The organism is Pseudomonas sp. G11-1, from assembly GCF_024031555.1.
Taxonomy (GTDB): Bacteria; Pseudomonadota; Gammaproteobacteria; order Pseudomonadales; family Pseudomonadaceae; genus Halopseudomonas; species Halopseudomonas bauzanensis.
Map to the genome: position 1 here is coordinate 831022 of NZ_QEYQ01000001.1, position 15237 is coordinate 846258.

Genomic DNA, 15237 nt, shown 5'->3' on the forward strand with positions numbered 1-15237 from the left:
TTACACCAGCTGCTTCAGCGCTTCACGGCTGTAGGGCAGCACTTCGTCGAAACGCCCTTCGCGCAGCTTCGCCGGCCAGGCCGGGTCGACGATCAACACCCGACCCAGCGCAACCAGGTCGAATTCGTTGTTGTCCAGCCGCTGCAGCAGATCATCGATATTGGCAGTCTCGGCCACTTTGTCGGTCTTGACCATGTATTCCAGGAACTCACTGTCCAGCCCGACGCTACCCACGGTAATGCAGGGTTTGCCGGTGATCTGACGGGTCCAGCCAGCCAGATTCAGCGGCGAGCCTTCGAATTCCGGCTCCCAGTAACGGCGCTGCGAGCAATGGAAGATATCCACACCAGCGTCGGCCAGCGGAGCGAGGAATTGCTCCAGCAGCTCCGGCGTGGGTGCCAGGCGGGCGCTGTAGTCCTGCTGCTTCCATTGGGAGAAGCGGAAGATGATCGGAAAGTCCGGCCCCACTGCCTGACGTACCGCACGGATGATCTCGACTGCGAAGCGGCCGCGGTTGTCCATGTTGCCGCCGTACTCATCGTCGCGCTGGTTGCTGCCTTCCCAGAAGAACTGATCAATCAGGTAACCGTGGGCGCCATGCAGTTCCACCGCATCGCAGCCAATGGCCTTGGCGTCCTTCGCGGCCTGGGCAAAAGCATTGACCACATCCTGGATATCGTCACGGGTCATGCCGTGCACAATGACCTTGTCATCCTTGCGCTTTTCCATCGGGCCATAGCCCGGCACGTTGCCATCGGGTCCGGTACCCAGGCGGCGCACATTCCCAACGTGCCACAATTGCGGGGCGAATTTGCCGCCAGCCTCGTGCACGGCATCCACCACCTTGCGCCAGCCAGCCAAGGCATCTTCATCGTGAAAGCGCGGTACATCGGGATAGCCATTGGCGGCGCAATGGTTCACCGTGGTGCCTTCGCTGATGATCAGGCCCACGCCCTCTGCGGCGCGGCGACGGTAATACTCCACCACCTGCTCGGTCGGCACGCCACCGGGCGAGAAGTTGCGTGTCATGGGCGCCATGACCAGGCGACTGGGGAGATTCAGCGAACCCAGCACAACGGGCTGGAACAGGGAACCGGCATCGGTCGACATCATGCACTCCTGCGAAAATGTTTCGGGCCGCCACTATAAGTGCAGAATAGTCGTTCAGGAGTTCAATTGATGACATTGATGGCAGGATAGAAGCTGTTGCCATCAAAGCCCGATCACAATCGCTGCAGAGTTTGAATGGCAGGCATGAAAAAGCCGGCCACAAGGGCCGGCTTTCGGTGCTACTCAGTGAAGCCTCAGGCCTCAGTGGTGCACGCCGCCTTCGCCATGGATATGACCATGGGCCAGCTCGTCTTCGGTAGCATCGCGGATGTCGGCGACCTTGACTTCGAAAGTCAGGCGCTGACCGGCCAGCGGGTGGTTTCCATCGACGGTGACTTCATCGCCATCCAAAGCGGTGATGGTGACGATCTGCATGCCGCCATCCGGAGCGGAGGCATGAAACTGCATGCCCACTTCCAGCTCATCGACACCTTCAAACATGTTGCGACCCAGTACCGCCACCAGCTCAGCACTGAATTCGCCATAGGCATTTTCCGGATCGATAGTCACTTTCAGCTCGTCGCCGACCTGCTTGCCAGCCAACGCCTGTTCGAGACCCGGAATGATGTTACCCGCGCCGTGCAGATACACCAGCGGCTCGCCGCCAGCGGAGGTATCCAGCGTTTCGCCGGCATCGTTGGTCAGTGTATATTCAATCGATACGGCTTTGTTGGCAGCAATCTGCATAAAAAAATCCTGTGTTTTCGGGCTCTGAAGTGGTCAGTTTACGCATAAATGACCGGAAACGCACGGCCAGCTAAGGTATAAGTTGGGTTAATCGAAGAGGCGCACGCCGACACCCCGCGCCTTCCTGACTGATAAGAATGGAGCACCATGACTGATAGATTGGTACTTGTCATAAATTGTGGAAGTTCGTCCCTCAAGTTCGCGCTGCGCAGCGAATCCGAGCAGAAGCCGCTGCTCAGTGGCCTGGCTGAGCGCCTCGGCACCGCCGATGGTGTGATGAACTGGAAAGCCGGCGATATCCGCGAGCAAGTCGCGATTACCGATGGCAAACACAGCACCGCCATGGCCAGTCTGCTGCCGCTGATCGAGCGCTTCGCTCATCGTCCGCTGACCGCCGTCGGTCACCGCGTAGTCCATGGCGGCGAACACTTCACCGGCGCCAGCCTCATTGACGACGAAGTGCTCGCTGCCATCGAGGACAGCGCGCCCCTGGCGCCGCTGCACAACCCAGCGCAGCTGACCGGCATCAGCGAGGCACGACAGGTATTCACCGACATCCCGCACATCGCCATCTTCGATACCGCCTTTCACCAGAGCATGCCACCCCACGCCTACCGTTACGCTTTGCCCGAGGCGCTGTACAGCCAGCATGGCGTGCGCCGGTATGGTTTCCATGGCACCAGTCACCGCTTCGTATCGACCCAGGCCAGCCTGCTGATGGGCCTGGAGCCGGGCCACGGCGCCTGGCTCACTGCACATCTGGGCAATGGCTGCTCGACCTGTGCCGTGCTCGACGGCAAGAGCCTCGATACCAGCATGGGCATGACACCACTGGAAGGCCTGGTCATGGGCACCCGCAGCGGGGACGTGGACCCCAACCTGCATTCGCACCTGGCCCGCACCCTGGGCTGGGACCTGGAGCGCATCGACAACATGCTCAACCGCGAAAGCGGCCTGCTGGGCCTTTCCGGGGGGCTGTCCAACGACATGCGCACGTTGGTCGCCGCCCGCGCCGAGGGCCATGCCGGCGCCAGCCTGGCGGTGGAGGTGTTCTGCTATCGCCTGGCCCGCTCGCTGGCTGGCCTGGCCGTGGCGCTGCCGCGGATCGATGGCGTGATCTTCACCGGCGGCATCGGTGAAAACTCACCGCTGGTGCGCGAGCTGACGGTACGTCATCTGGCGCTGTTCGGCCTGGCCATCGATCCGGCGGCCAATGCTACCCCACCGGGCAATCCGGCCCGGCAGATTCAGGCGGGCAACTCCCCCGCCATTCTGGTGATACCGACAGACGAGGAGCGGCAGATCACCGAAGAGTGTCTGGCATTGCTCGACCTCGCCGCCACCCAGCCCGTGGAACAGGAAGCCTGATCGATGCATACTTTTTTTCTTGCCCCATCCGGATTCGGCGTCGGCCTGACCTCGGTCAGCCTGGGTCTGATCCGTGCCCTGGAGCGCAATGGCCTGCGCGTCCACTTTCTCAAACCCATTGCCCAACCGCACCCCGGTGATGACGGCCCCGAGCGCTCCACTGCGCTGATCAGCGGCACCATGGGGCTGGCTCCGCCGACGCCGCTGGAACTGCCAGAAGTAGAGCGGCGGCTGGCCAATGGCGAACTGGATGAGGTGCTGGAAGACATCGTCAGCCGCTACCGCGAAGCGGCCCGGGATGCCGATGTGGTCGTGGTTGAAGGCATGGTGCCGACACGCCAGGCCGCCTATGCCGCGCGCATCAACCAGCATCTGGCCAAGAGCCTGGATGCCGATGTAATCCTGGTCTCCGCGCCGGACGACAACGATCTGGCCACCCTGGCCCACCGCATCGAAGTGCACGCCCACGGCTTCGGCGGCCCCCAGGACCCCAAGGTGCTGGGCGTCATCATCAACAAGGTTCAGGATCTGGACCTGGGCGGTGACGTACCCCATGACCGCGGCCAGCTCAAGCGCACCTTGAAGGAGTATGCCGCCGCGCTGAAACAGCATTCGCGGGTGCTGGATACCGAAGGCTTCCGGCTGATCGGCTGCGTCCCCTGGCAGAGCGAGCTGAGCGCGCCGCGCAGCGCCGACGTAGCGGCCATCCTGAACGCGAAGATCCTGCACCCCGGCGAGATGCAGCAACGCCGGGTGCTGGATATCGTACTGTGCGCCCGCACCGTGCCCAATACGCTGCACCTGTTCCGCCCCGGCACGCTGCTGGTGGTGCCCGGTGACCGCGACGACATCATCATTTCCAGTAGTCTGGCTTCGTTGTCCGGCACGCCCTTGGCCGGCCTGCTGCTGACCGGCGACATCATGCCCGATGAGCGCGTCATGCAGCTGTGCCAGCCGGCGCTGGACAATGGCCTGCCGATCTTTCTGGTTGGCACCGGCAGCTTCAAGACCTCTTCGCTGCTGGACCGGATGAACCGGGAGATTCCGATCGACGACCACGAACGGGCCATGCTGGTGACCGACTTCGTCGCCTCGCATATCGACCACAGCTGGCTGCAGCACCGCTGCGGCATGCCCCGCGAGCTACGCATGTCTCCGCCCGCGTTCCGCTACGATCTGGTCAACCGGGCGCAGCAGGCAGGCAAACGCATCGTATTGCCCGAAGGCGACGAGCCACGCACCGTACAGGCAGCGGCGATCTGTCAGCGCCGCGGTATTGCCCAATGCGTGTTGCTGGCCAAGCCAGAAGCGGTCGAAGCAGTGGCCCGCGCGCACCACATCACCCTGCCGGACGGGCTGCAGATAATCGATCCGGATGAGGTGCGCGAGGACTATGTCGCACCGATGGTCGAGCTGCGCAAGGATCGTGGCATGACTGCACCGGTCGCGCTGCAACAGTTGGAAGACAATGTGGTGCTCGGCACCATGATGCTGGCTCTGGACGAAGTCGACGGCCTGGTATCCGGCGCGATTCACACCACCGCCAATACCATTCGCCCGGCGTTCCAGCTGATCAAGACCGCGCCGGAATACAGCCTGGTCTCCTCGATCTTTTTCATGCTGCTGCCCGACCAGGTGCTGGTCTATGGCGACTGCGCAGTGAATCCGGACCCCAACGCGTCCGACCTGGCCGAAATTGCCATTCAAAGCGCCCGCTCGGCGGAGGCCTTCGGCATCCCGCCGCGGGTGGCCATGATCAGCTATTCCACCGGCAGCTCCGGTACGGGTGAGGATGTGGAAAAGGTCCGCGAAGCGACCCGCCTGGCCCGCGAGCGTCAGCCGGGGCTGTTGATCGATGGCCCGCTCCAGTATGATGCCGCCGCGATAGCCAGCGTCGGGCGGCAGAAAGCACCGGACAGCCCGGTTGCCGGCAAGGCGACGGTCTTCATCTTCCCGGACCTGAACACCGGTAATACCACCTACAAGGCCGTCCAGCGTAGTGCCAACGTGATCAGCGTCGGTCCCATGTTGCAAGGCCTGCGCAAACCGGTGAATGACCTGTCCCGGGGTGCGCTGGTGGACGATATCGTGTTTACTATCGCACTGACCGCCATACAGGCCGATGCGGACGATAGCTGATTGACGTGCGCTGGCAGCCTGTGTGGTCAGCGAAACCCCACAGGCTGCCAAGCCCCATGGACGAGTTCATCAGATAATGCTGTATTTCTTGCCTGCTTTCCTGCGCGGGAGCCTCTCGCTCCTGTTGCTGATCCTCAACACGCTGTTCTGGTTCAGCCTGCTGTTTCCCTGCGCCTTGATCAAGCTGCTGCCCATTCCTGCGCTACAGGCTTTTCTCACGCGGGTCATGATCCGTATCGCCGAAAGCTGGATACGCTGCAACAGTGGCTGGATGCGGCTGGCAGGTCGTACCCAATGGGATGTCCAGGGCCATGAGCAACTGGACCATGACGGCTGGTATCTGGTGAGCAGCAATCACCAGAGTTGGGTCGACATTCTGGTGCTGCAGCACAACCTCAACCGTCGCATGCCCATGCTGAAATTCTTCCTCAAGCAGGAGCTGATCTGGGTACCGGTCATCGGCATCTGCTGGTGGGCGTTGGATTTTCCTTTCATGAAGCGCTACAGCAAGGCCTATCTGGCCAAGCATCCGGAAAAGGCCGGCCAGGACCTCCTGGCCACTCAACGCGCCTGCGAGAAGTTCAAGACCACCCCGGTGGCGGTGTTCAACTTTCTGGAAGGCACCCGACTGACACCGGAAAAGCATGCCGAACAGAACTCACCCTATCGCCACCTGCTCAGGCCAAAGTCCGGCGGTATCGCCTTCGTTCTGGATGCCATGGGTGAGCAGCTGCGCTCGCTGGTCGATATCACCATCCATTATCCCGATGGCAGCCCGACCTTCTGGGACCTGCTCAGCGGTCGGATTCGCAAGGTCGTGATGCGCTGTGAGACCCGGCCGATTCCCGCCGAGTTCCTCGGCAAGGACTATCAGAACGATGCGGCTTTTCGGGCGGAATTCCAGGCCTGGGTCAACGGTCTGTGGGAAGAGAAGGACGCCCTGCTCGCGCAACTGCACCGGGATTATCCACCGCAGACGTAGGCTTTCCTCGGGTTGGCGCGCCGATATCAGGTGCCACACCTGGGAGCGTCGAGCACCAGCTCGATGAGCGCGCTCAGCCGGCAACATAGGGCTTATCCGGCCAACTCGCAGGATACGAGCTGGTGCTCGAGTCTCCCAGGTAACCGACTTCCCAACAGAAACGGGACGCCAAGGCGTCCCGTTTTCACATCAACCAGATTCCAATTACAGCGGACGCAGGTTGATCTCCACGCGACGGTTCTGCGCCTTGCCGGCGGAAGTGTCGTTACTGGCGATCGGCTGGCTCGGGCCGACCCCACGGCTGCTGATGCGCGCGCCGGATACGCCCTGGCCGGTCAAGTAGGACGCCACACTGGTGGCGCGCTCCTGGGACAGGCGCATGTTCAGCTCCAGCGAACCAGTGCTGTCGGTATGGCCAACGATGTCGATCCCGTTCTTGTCGAACTCCTTGAAGACCTTGACCAGCGAATTCAGGGTCGGGTAGAAGCTGCTGGAGATGTCCGAAGAGCTGCTGGCGAAGGTGATATTGCCCGGCATGATCAACTGCAGATTGTCACCATTGCGAACGACCTGCACACCCGTACCGGTCAGCTCCTGGCGCAGACGTTGCTCCTGGCGGTCAGCGTAGTAGCCGTAACCCGCACCCGCAGCGCCACCAACGACCGCACCGATCAAGGCGCCCTTGCCACGGTCCTTCTTGCTTGAGGTAGCGGCGCCAATCAACGCACCGGCCGCAGCGCCACCGCCGCCATAGACACCGGCCTTGCCAGCTTCCCGCTCACCGGTATAGGGATTGTTGGTACAACCTGTCAGCAGTGCCGCACAGGCAGAGGCGGCAATAAGTGCTTTGATTTTCATGCTTTTTTCCTTAATTGGCTTCTTCATCATCGCAGCGCGGCACCCCAGCCGGGATGCGTCCGGAACATAGACCGTTACGCTTGGCCTTTTATCCCTCAATAGTGCAATTATGATCACTTTATCCGCGAATGAAAGGGTTCTCGCGGATCTCTTCCCCGATCCGGGTATCCGGACCGTGCCCCGTCACCACCACCGCGTCTTCATCCAGAGTGTATAGACGGGTCCGAATCGAGGTTTCGATCTTGGCATGATCACCGCCCCACAAGTCGGTACGGCCGATCCCCCGGCGGAACAAGGTGTCTCCGGCAATCAACAGCTTGGCCTGGGGAAACCAGAAGCTCATCGAGCCCGGCGTGTGTCCCGGCGTATGCAAGGCCACCCCACAACCGCAGGCCAATTCCTCATCGTCCTGCAGCCACTGATCCGGCGCTGGCACCGGTGTGTAAGGCACACCGAACATCTTGCACTGCATTTCCAGGTTGTCCCATAGGAATTGGTCTTCCTTGTGCAGGTGCAAGGTCGCCCCGGTGGCCTTCTTCATCTCTCCCGAGGCAAGGAAGTGGTCCAGGTGAGCATGGGTATGGATGATGCTCACCACCTTCAGGCCGAGCTGATCGAGACGGTCCAGTATCAACTGATGATTGCCGCCAGGATCGACTACGACGGCTTTCTTGGTGATGGGGTCGCCGATGATGGTGCAGTTGCACTGCAACGGACCGACGGGAAAGGTTTCGCGGATCAGGGCAGGTTGGGTGGCTTCCATGGGAGTCCTTGTAGCTGTTTGCATGGCCGAAGTATGACAAATCGAGACGAAGAAAGCCTCCACCCTGGCCGCAGCAGAGCCAGCCTGCGTCAAATAGACCGATAGCCTGCGAACAGGCGCCAATCTGTGTACAATTTGCCACTTTTTTACAGCCAGCTCCCCCGCCACGGATTCTCCATGACCGAACCAGCACCCCAAGGCCAGCTCAAGCGCGGCCTGACCAATCGCCATATTCAACTGATCGCCCTGGGCGGCGCCATTGGTACCGGTCTGTTTCTCGGCTCCGCCGGGGTGATGAAAAGCGCTGGTCCTTCGATGCTGCTGGGGTATGCGATTGGTGGCTTCGTTGCCTTTCTGATCATGCGCCAGTTGGGTGAGATGATTGTCGAGGAACCAGTGGCGGGGTCCTTCAGTCATTTCGCCCACAAGTACTGGGGGCCCTTCGCCGGCTTCCTGTCGGGCTGGAACTACTGGGTGCTCTACGTGCTGGTGGGCATGGCCGAGCTGACGGCGGTGGGCAAGTACGTGCAGTACTGGTATCCGGACATCCCGACATGGGCCACTGCGCTGGCGTTCTTTGCGCTGATCAACCTGATCAACCTGTCCAACGTGAAGGCCTTCGGCGAGGCGGAGTTCTGGTTCGCGATCATCAAGGTGGGCGCTATTCTCGGTATGATCGCGCTGGGCCTGTATCTGCTGGTATCCGGCGCCGGGGGTGAGCAGGCCAGTGTCAGCAACCTGTGGGCCCATGGTGGATTCTTCCCCAACGGCATCGGCGGGCTGGTGGTGGTGATGGCGGTGATCATGTTCTCCTTTGGCGGCCTGGAGCTGGTGGGCATTACCGCCGCCGAAGCGGAAAATCCAAGCAAGGTGATCCCGAAAGCGATCAATCAAGTGGTCTACCGGATTCTGCTGTTCTATATCTTCGCCCTGGGCATTCTGCTGTCGCTGTACCCCTGGGATAGTCTGGTGGAGACGCTCACCAGCGGCACTGATCCCTACGCGCGCAGCCCCTTCGTGCAGATCTTTTCGCTGATCGGCAGCGACACGGCGGCCCATGTGCTGAACTTCGTGGTCCTGACTGCGGCGCTGTCGGTCTATAACAGCGGCGTCTACTGCAACAGCCGGATGCTGTATGGCCTGGCCGAACAGGGCAACGCACCGCGGGCATTCCTCAAATTGAGTCGCAACGGGGTGCCGGTGCGGGGGATTGTGGTGTCCGGCGCTGTTACCCTGCTGTGTGTCGCCTTGAACTATGTGCTGCCGGAGGGTGCGCTGATCATCCTGATGTCACTGGTGGTCGCCGCACTGGTGCTGAACTGGGCAATGATCAGCCTGTCCCACCTGAAATTTCGCCGCGCCTTGCGTGAGCGAGGGGTGGAGCCGAGCTTCAAGGCGCTGTGGTCACCCTTCGGCAATTACCTCTGCCTGGCCTTTGTCGGTTTTATTCTGCTGGTGTTGCTGCTGGACGCCGGCACCCGCATGTCGGTCTTTGCGCTGCCGGCATGGGTTGCAGTGATCGGTCTGTGCTATCTGCTCAAGAACCGCAAGACCGGCTGACCTTGCGCAGAAAACGGGGCCGAGCAGGCCGCTCCCGCATAAGCGACTGGGGGAGCGGGCGCTACGCCCCCTGCTCCACCTCATCCTCGGCGAGCTTCTGAACCACCAGACTGCCGATGATATCCCCTTCCACGTTGACCGCCGTACGCACGGTATCGAGCAGGCGATCGATGGGTAGCAGGATGGCAATCGCCTCCGCCGGCAGCCCCACCGCCTGCAGCACCATGACCATGGTTACCATGCCCGCGCTGGGAATGCCTGGCGCACCCGACGAGGCGATCATCGCTGTGAGAAACACCACCAACTGCTGGGCGAGTGACAGTTCGACGCCAATCAGGTTGGCGACGAACAGGGCCGCGGCCGCCTCGTAGAGCGCGGTGCCGTCCATGTTCATGGTTGCCCCCAGGGGCAGAACGAAGCCGGCGATCCGCCTTTTCACGCCGAGATTATCCTGGGCGCAGCGCAGGGAGATCGGTAATGCCGCCGAGCTGGAACTGGTAGCGAAGGCCGTGATGATGGCCTCGCGCGCACCGCGCCAGAACCACAGCGGTGACTTGCGTGTCACGGCGTAAAGGATGCTGGGCAGCGTGACCATGCCATGAAATAGCGTCGTGCCGAAAACCAGCACGATAAAACCGAGCATGGTGACCAACAGCGCGACATCCTGCTCGGCGACCAACCGGATCAGCAGCGCAAGAATACCCAGCGGTGCCAACCACATGATCCAGCCGATGATGCGCAGCAGCAGATCGAGAAACTCCTGCATCACTTGCAGCACCGAGCGATAACGCTCGCCGCCCGCGACCAGGGCGACACCGACGAAGATGGCAAACATCAGCACCGAGAGAATGTCGCCGTTGGCGAAGGCTTCGAAGGGGTTCTTGAACAACCCGCTGAAGAAATACTGGAAGAACTCGGGCATGGTCATCTGCCGCGCTTCGAATGATTCCATCGCATCGGCGAACATATCCAGCGACAGCCCGGCGCCCGGCTTGAACACATTGGCCACTACCAATGCCAATAGCATCGCCAGGGCAGTAGTCAGCATGAAATACAGCACGGTGCTGATCCACACCCGGTGCACCTGATGATGCGCCTGCAGGCTCGCCACCCCTACAACAATGGAGGTGAAAACCAGCGGAATCAGCACCATCTTCAGCAGACCGATGAACACGCCACCCACCAGCGTACTGCCATAAAGCACGCCTGTACGCAGGGCGGTCTCTTCCGGCATGCCACCGAGCAGCCAGCCGATAAGCACACCAAGGCCGGCGGCAATGAAGATCAGGCGATTCAGGCTGGGCACGGGCATTCTCCTTGTCTATTTATGCAGAAGAATACCTTTCAAACAGCAGACCCGCACCCGCAAACATGCCGAAGGCGGTTTCCCTGGGAACCTCGAGCACCAGCTCGATGAAAGGAACTGCGCCACGGCACCTTGGACGAGCGGGCGCTCGTCCCTCCCAGGACTCCGGTGTCAGAGCGAGGAAATGCAGGGTGCCTGCTGCTCCAGCCAGTCGGCGATTTCCACGCGAATGCGTTTCTTGTCGAGCTTGCCGACACTGGTCTTGGGGATCTCGTCGATAACGGCAATCTGTGTGGGCACCGCCCACTTGTTGATGCGGCCATCATCCACGAAGGGCTGCAGATGTTCAGCGAGGCGCCTGGCGTCCATCTCCTGCCCCGCGGCAACCACCACCAGGGCAAAGGGCCGCTCGTCCCAGCGCGGGTCCGGAACACCGACCACCGCCACATCCCGGATCGCCGGATGCAAACTGATCAGGCTTTCCAGTTCCAGGGACGACAACCATTCGCCGCCAGTCTTGATCACGTCCTTGATCCGGTCGCGGATGTCGATGCTGCCGGTAGGGTCGATGGTCGCCACGTCGCCGGTATGCATCCAGCCATGTTCCCATAGCTCGCGGCTCTTTTCCGGCTCCTTGAAGTAGCCCTGGGTAAGCCAGGGCGCGCGTAATACCAGCTCGCCTTGAGTGTGTCCGTCATGGGGCAGGAAATGACCTTCGGTATCCATGATCCGTGCTTCAACCAGAGGCACCGGCACGCCGGCCTTGATCTTGTAGGTGATCTGCTCCTCTTCGCTGCCGGCCTCGATCTGCAGGTTATTGTAGCCAGCGGAAATAAGCGGGCAGGTTTCCGACATGCCGTAGGCACCGGACAGGCGAATGCCCCGGGCGCCAGCCGTCTTGTACAAACCGCGGGTCAGGGCGCTGCCGCCGATGATGATTTTCATCCCACCGAAATCGTGTCCCTCGGCTGCCTTGGCATTGAGCAGCATCTGCAGAATGGTCGGTACGCAATGCGAGTAGGTCACCTGCTCCTGCTGGATCAGCTTGACCAGCAGCTCCGGATCGTAACGGCCGGGATAGACCTGTTTTACACCGAGCATGGTCGCGGTGTAGGGCATGCCCCAGGCATGCACATGGAACATCGGCGTGATCGGCATGTAGACGTCACGGTTACTGAGCAGTTGCTCATGCCCCAGGCCATTGAGCATGCCGGCCTGGGTCAGGGTGTGAAGCACCAATTGCCGGTGGGTGAAATACACACCCTTGGGGTTGCCGGTGGTGCCGGTGGTGTAGAAGGTGGTGGCGACCGAGTTCTCGTCGAAATCGGCGAATTCATAGGTGCTGTCCGCCGCAGCCAGCAACTGCTCATACTCACCGGCGAACCCGCGCAGTTCGGCAGCCTTGTCTTCACCGTCGGTGAGCAAAATGGTCGACGTCACTGTGGTCAGTTGCGGCTCAATGGCTTGGTACAGCGGCAGGAATTCGCTGTTGACCAACACCATGATGTCGTCAGCGTGATTCATGGTGTACACGATCTGCTCCGGCGACAGCCGCACATTCACGGTGTGCAGCACCGCGCCAATCATCGGAATGGCAAACATGCATTCCAGATAACGGTGGCTGTCCCAATCCAGTACCGCCACGGTATCCCCGGCCTTGACCCCCGCCTGGGTCAGCGCATTGGCCAGCCGGCAGATACGCTGGTTGAAGGTGGCATAGTCGTAACGGCTGATGTCCCGATAGACAATTTCCTGCGAGGCTTCATAACGCACCCCCGACAGCAACAGGTTCTTGATCAGCAACGGCGTGGAGTGAGCCTGCTCGGTGGGCGGTAAAATCCGTGTATTCAACATGATGCGACCTTTCTTGTTGTTGGCTTGCCGGGGCCTGCCCCGCGGTTCTGCATTTAATATAGCGACAGCGGAGCAGGACAACCATGGCTCTTGTGTATCCCGATCATACAAAGGTTTGCAGTCGACAATAAGGGTTTAAAGCGCGTATAAAGTCGCTTGATGACCACAAATAAACAATCAGTCATATTTTCAGGAGTCACCATGTCCGAAAGCATTGTCATTGTCAGCGGCGTCCGTACGCCCATGGGTGGTTTTCAGGGAAGCCTGTCGAGCGTATCGGCAGTCGACCTTGGTGCTCTGGTCATCCGCGAGGCGGTGGCACGGGCCGGCATCGCCCCGGCGGATGTCGAAGAGGTGATCATGGGTTGCGTATTGCCAGCCGGCCTCAAGCAGGGTCCCGCCCGCCAGGCCAGTCTCAAGGCCGGGCTACCCAGCGCCACCGGCTGCACCACCATCAACAAGCTCTGCGGTTCAGGCATGAAGGCAGTGATGATGGCGACTGACATGCTCAAGGCTGGCTCCAATCAGATCATGCTCGCCGGCGGTATGGAAAGCATGTCCAATGCCCCCTACGTGATCGAGAAAGCGCGCGGCGGGCTGCGCATGGGCCATGGCGAAATCAAGGACCACATGTTCCTCGACGGCCTGGAAGATGCGCAGACCGGTCGGCTGATGGGCTCCTTCGCCCAGGAAACCGCGACCAAGTACGGTCTGACCCGCGAAGATATGGATGCCTACGCCATCGAGTCCCTGACCCGGGCCAAGAAGGCCATTGACAGTGGCGCCCTGAACAGCGAAATCATTCCGGTGACCGTGGCCTCGCGCAAGGGCGACGTGGTAGTCAAGGATGATGAACAGCCGCACAACGCCAATATCGAGAAGATTCCCGGCCTGCGTCCGGCCTTCGCCAAGGACGGCACCATCACCGCTGCCAACGCCAGCTCGATCTCCGATGGTGCCAGTGCCCTGCTGCTGATGACCGAGTCCGAAGCCAAGCGTCGCGGCCTCCAGCCGCTGGCCCGGATCGTCGGCCACGCCACCCAGAGCCAGGACCCGAGCGAGTTCACCCTCGCCCCGGTCGGTGCCATGACCAACCTGTTCAACAAGATCGGCTGGAGCAAGGATGATGTCGATCTGTTCGAGATCAACGAAGCCTTCGCCATGGTCACCATGCTGGCCATGCGCGAACACGGGCTGGATCACAGCAAGGTCAACATCTTTGGCGGCGCCTGCGCCCAGGGTCACCCGGTGGGCTCCACCGGCTCGCGGCTGATCGTGACGCTGATCAACGCCCTGCAACAGACCGGCGGCCAGCGTGGCGTGGCCTCGTTGTGCATCGGTGGCGGTGAAGCGACTGCGGTAGCCATCGAACTGGTGTGACCAATGGCTGACGCCTGCCCGCTGGGCGGGCGTCTTTCGCCCTCAAGCTCCCTGTCTCGCTGCCGATACGACCTTGACGTAACCGACCGGGCACCTTCTGGCCCGGCTTTCCGTTTTCCAAGGTACAGGCGGCCATGAACCTCAAATTCAGTCATAAAATCCTGCTTGCCGGCTGCGGCATCGTCATTCTGGCGTTCTCTCTATTCGCGCTGTACAACGATTATCTGCAACGCAACAGCATTGGTAACAATCTGGAATTCTCCATCGACCAAGCCGGAAAGCTCACCGCCAGCAGCGTAGAGAACTGGCTCAGCGGCCGCCTGTTGTTAATGGAGAACCTGGCCGAGAACATCGCCAACCACCCGCTGGAAACTACCCGGGCTGAGCTGGTTGGCCAACCGACCTTCAGTTCGCAGTACCTACTCACTTACCTTGGCAGTGCCGATGGCAGCCTCATCCAGCATCCGCCTGTGGAGCTGCCCGACGACTTCGATGCCCGCACCCGGCCGTGGTATACCGATGCGGTGAAGGCCAACGGCAGCATCCTGACCAAACCTTATCTCGATCAGGTCACCAATGGATTGGTATTGACCATGGCCACACCGGTCACGCGTCATGGTCAACTCGCTGGCGTGGTCGGCGCTGACCTCAGCTTGGACACCCTCGTCGGCATCATCAATTCGGTGGACTTCGGTGGTCTGGGCCATGCGTTCCTGGTCAGTGATAGCGGTCAGATCCTGGTCTCTCCCGAACAGTCCCACTTGATGAAGCACCTCAAGGAGATCTACAGCGCGAGCGAGTTGCGTATGGAGCGGGAGCTGCAGCAAGTACAGCTGGATGGTCAGGAGCGCATGCTGTCCTTTACGCCGATCAGCGGCCTGCCCTCGGTGAACTGGTACATCGGCCTATCCGTCGATCGGGACCAGGCCTACGCCCCGCTGGCGCAGTTCCGCACCTCGGCGATCATCGCCATGCTGGTCGCAGTAGTCGCCATTGCCATGCTGCTGAGCCTGCTGATCAAAATACTGATGCGTCCGCTGCAGAACATGGGCCGGGCGATGGCGGATATCGCCGACGGTGAAGGTGATCTGACCCGCCGGCTGGCGGTCGAAAGCCGCGACGAATTCGGTGAGCTGAGCGCCTCGTTCAATCAGTTCGTCGAACGCATCCATGCCTCCATCAGCGAAGTGGCCTCTGCTACAGGTCAGGTGCATGACCTGGCGGTGCGGG

General features: G+C 61.0%; 11 protein-coding genes and 1 pseudogene. 6 read left to right on the plus strand and 6 right to left on the minus strand.

Features of this window, described 5'->3' with window-relative positions; translation table 11 throughout:
* Both DHB74_RS03860 and DHB74_RS03865 read right to left on the minus strand, forming a co-directional pair.
* Entirely contained in the window at positions 1 to 1110 is a 1110-nt protein-coding gene (locus DHB74_RS03860; protein WP_499160833.1) for an NADH:flavin oxidoreductase, read from the minus strand.
* A 201-nt stretch (positions 1111 to 1311) separates the two neighbouring features.
* Positions 1312 to 1797, minus strand: a complete 486-nt coding sequence (locus DHB74_RS03865; RefSeq protein WP_036989351.1) for an FKBP-type peptidyl-prolyl cis-trans isomerase — start codon at positions 1795 to 1797, stop codon at positions 1312 to 1314.
* 147 nt (positions 1798 to 1944) lie between these two features.
* On the opposite strand from DHB74_RS03865, the gene DHB74_RS03870 reads away from it, so the two are divergent.
* The 3 genes from DHB74_RS03870 to yihG all read left to right on the plus strand — a co-directional run bounded on the left by DHB74_RS03870 (position 1945) and on the right by yihG (position 6286).
* Complete coding sequence (locus DHB74_RS03870) at positions 1945 to 3165, plus strand: acetate kinase (RefSeq protein ID WP_136868855.1); 1221 nt, start codon at positions 1945 to 1947, stop codon at positions 3163 to 3165.
* A 3-nt stretch (positions 3166 to 3168) separates the two neighbouring features.
* Positions 3169 to 5304, plus strand: coding sequence for a phosphate acetyltransferase (gene pta / locus DHB74_RS03875; RefSeq protein ID WP_136868854.1), 2136 nt, complete (start codon positions 3169 to 3171; stop codon positions 5302 to 5304).
* Positions 5305 to 5380: 76 nt separating this feature from the next.
* Positions 5381 to 6286 (plus strand): 1-acylglycerol-3-phosphate O-acyltransferase, YihG family, encoded by a 906-nt coding sequence (yihG, locus tag DHB74_RS03880; RefSeq protein ID WP_036989345.1) that lies wholly within the window; start codon positions 5381 to 5383, stop codon positions 6284 to 6286.
* A 204-nt stretch (positions 6287 to 6490) separates the two neighbouring features.
* Here yihG and DHB74_RS03885 read toward each other — a convergent pair whose 3' ends face one another.
* Together DHB74_RS03885 and DHB74_RS03890 are read right to left on the minus strand one after the other, a co-directional pair.
* Positions 6491 to 7144 carry a YiaD family glycine zipper/OmpA-like lipoprotein gene (locus DHB74_RS03885; protein ID WP_499160834.1) on the minus strand — a complete coding sequence of 218 codons (654 nt, stop codon included), beginning with the start codon at positions 7142 to 7144 and terminating at the stop codon, positions 6491 to 6493.
* Between the two features lie 118 nt (positions 7145 to 7262).
* Complete coding sequence (locus DHB74_RS03890) at positions 7263 to 7907, minus strand: MBL fold metallo-hydrolase (protein ID WP_036989341.1); 645 nt, start codon at positions 7905 to 7907, stop codon at positions 7263 to 7265.
* Positions 7908 to 8084: 177 nt separating this feature from the next.
* Between DHB74_RS03890 and DHB74_RS03895 the strand changes: the two genes are divergently transcribed.
* Entirely contained in the window at positions 8085 to 9467 is a 1383-nt protein-coding gene (locus DHB74_RS03895) for an amino acid permease (RefSeq protein ID WP_074777704.1), read from the plus strand.
* Positions 9468 to 9528: 61 nt separating this feature from the next.
* On the opposite strand, the gene DHB74_RS03900 is transcribed toward DHB74_RS03895, so the two are convergent.
* A complete protein-coding gene (locus DHB74_RS03900) occupies positions 9529 to 10773 on the minus strand; it encodes a dicarboxylate/amino acid:cation symporter (RefSeq protein ID WP_136868852.1) in 1245 nt (414 codons plus the stop codon).
* A 171-nt stretch (positions 10774 to 10944) separates the two neighbouring features.
* Positions 10945 to 12627 carry a fatty acid--CoA ligase gene (locus DHB74_RS03905; protein WP_074777702.1) on the minus strand — a complete coding sequence of 561 codons (1683 nt, stop codon included), beginning with the start codon at positions 12625 to 12627 and terminating at the stop codon, positions 10945 to 10947.
* A gap of 201 nt (positions 12628 to 12828) precedes the next feature.
* Between DHB74_RS03905 and DHB74_RS03910 the strand changes: the two genes are divergently transcribed.
* On the plus strand, positions 12829 to 14007 hold the full coding sequence (locus DHB74_RS03910; protein WP_036989332.1) for an acetyl-CoA C-acyltransferase: 1179 nt from the start codon (positions 12829 to 12831) through the stop codon (positions 14005 to 14007).
* A gap of 134 nt (positions 14008 to 14141) precedes the next feature.
* Positions 14142 to 15170 (plus strand): annotated as a pseudogene (locus tag DHB74_RS03915) (HAMP domain-containing protein); the annotation flags it as partial.
* Between the last annotated feature and the right edge of the window lie 67 nt (positions 15171 to 15237).